Genomic DNA, 1,475 nt, shown 5'->3' with positions numbered 1-1,475 from the left:
GGGCGGGGACGACGCCGTCACGCTGTCTATCACCTCGGTCGAGCCTGGGTGAAGATGCCAGTCCAAGACGCTCAGACCCTGCTCGCCCATCTGGCCACGGCGCCCACCTTCGGCGAACGGTTCGGACGCTGGACCCACCCCGACGCATGGGAGAACTACGTCTATCTTCTGCCCAGTCAGAAGGGCGTTCAGCCATCCGAGTCGGCGCAACTTCATTTCCCCAGGTGCCAAGTCCCCGAGGTGGTGGACGTGCTGAGCGCCCTGCGGCCGACTTCATCCAAGTAATGGGGGTCTGCGCTTTACGTCCGGATGGCTGCCTGGGGGGCGGGAGGACTGCGCTGCTAGGCGGGCCTTTTCTTTGGTCTTCATGCGGGCTTGGCGTAGGACTCGTTCGGGGACTATCTCTGCTCGCTCACCGGTCGGGGTGAATGTGTAGTGGTCTACGCCTAGGCCGCGCAGGACAGCTCGTTCTACGAGGGAGAACTCGCTGGGGTTTGGGCGGTCGAAGTTCATCGGCTCGGCCAGTGTGACCGGTGGGTTGGTGATGAAGCGTGGTAGGCGGAGCATGTTCTGCGACTTGGCGTGGAGGAGGTAGGGGTGCAGCAGGTAGACGTCGCCGATGCGGCCGGTGGCCTCTGCGAACTCCGTGCATTGGCCGGCCAGTTCCGCGTACGGGAAGTCTGTGGGCAGGATGCCCTCGGGGTGGGCGGCTAGAAAGCGGGCGATGGGGGCGATCGAGTCGGCTGCGACGAAGGTGGCACCGCCCTGGTGGCGGACGTCCGACCAGAGCACCAGCGTGAGCAGGCCCTGCTCGGGGGAGTCTAGGAAGTGGCGGAAGAAGTCGCCGTCCTTGTGCCAGCCGGGGGATTGCGGAGATGCCGGTTCCCACGGCCGTTCCGAACCCTGGGAGAGGTTGACGACGAAGCCGTCGCCCCAGTTGTAGGGCTGCTCGATCCGGTCTTCGCCGCCTACGAGGTCGCAGACCGCGTCCCATGCTTTGGGTGCGAACTCCTTGATGTCCATCTCGCGGTGTGCCGGCAGGTGGGTCGCAGGTTCGGTCCAGGTTGATCGGTCGTCACGGTCGTAGCCGAGGCGCGTCCAGATGGTGGCCGTGTACTTTTCGGCGGCCTCCGGGGAGAAGCAGTCGTTGATGACGACGTATCCCCGGTCGAGGAAATGCTCTACCTGCTCTTCGTCGAGGATTCGATAGCCGGAGCCCATGATCGGATGCTAACCCGGGGCCCTTGCCGCGCCAATGCGGATCAGGCGGCGGCTTCGGTTTTCAGGGGGTGGGCGCTGCCTTCCAGGAGGACCTTCGCGACGAGGGGCGGGTCGTCCGCCATGGGGACGTGGCCGCAGCCCTCCAGCCACACGAAGCGGGCGTTCGGGAGGCGGCGCTGGGCGCGGACGGCCTGGCTGCGCAGGAGCAGGCGGTCCTTGGTGCCCCAGGCGATGGTGACGGGGACGTCCGCGCA

General features: G+C 66.2%; 2 protein-coding genes. Both read right to left on the bottom strand.

The features are described 5' to 3' along the window. Nucleotides 1-273: 273 nt before the first annotated feature. Nucleotides 274-1,221: a phytanoyl-CoA dioxygenase family protein gene (locus E1293_RS46965; RefSeq protein WP_132206620.1), complete on the bottom strand. Its 948-nt coding sequence runs from the start codon at nucleotides 1,219-1,221 to the stop codon at nucleotides 274-276. A gap of 41 nt (nucleotides 1,222-1,262) precedes the next feature. Further along, the coding region (locus E1293_RS46960; protein WP_132206618.1) for an alpha/beta fold hydrolase at nucleotides 1,263-1,475 on the bottom strand (213 nt) is incomplete at its 5' end.

It is taken from the genome of Actinomadura darangshiensis, from assembly GCF_004349235.1.
Taxonomy (GTDB): Bacteria; Actinomycetota; Actinomycetes; order Streptosporangiales; family Streptosporangiaceae; genus Spirillospora; species Spirillospora darangshiensis.
The sequence above is the reverse complement of the archived record's forward strand: the minus strand, read 5'-3'. Positions and strand labels throughout refer to the sequence as shown.

Bases quoted from the DNA above. Each gene is read 5' to 3' on its own strand.
- E1293_RS46965 (WP_132206620.1), bottom strand. From the start codon at position 1,221: ATGGGCTCCGGCTATCGAATCCTCGACGAAGAGCAGGTAGAGCATTTC.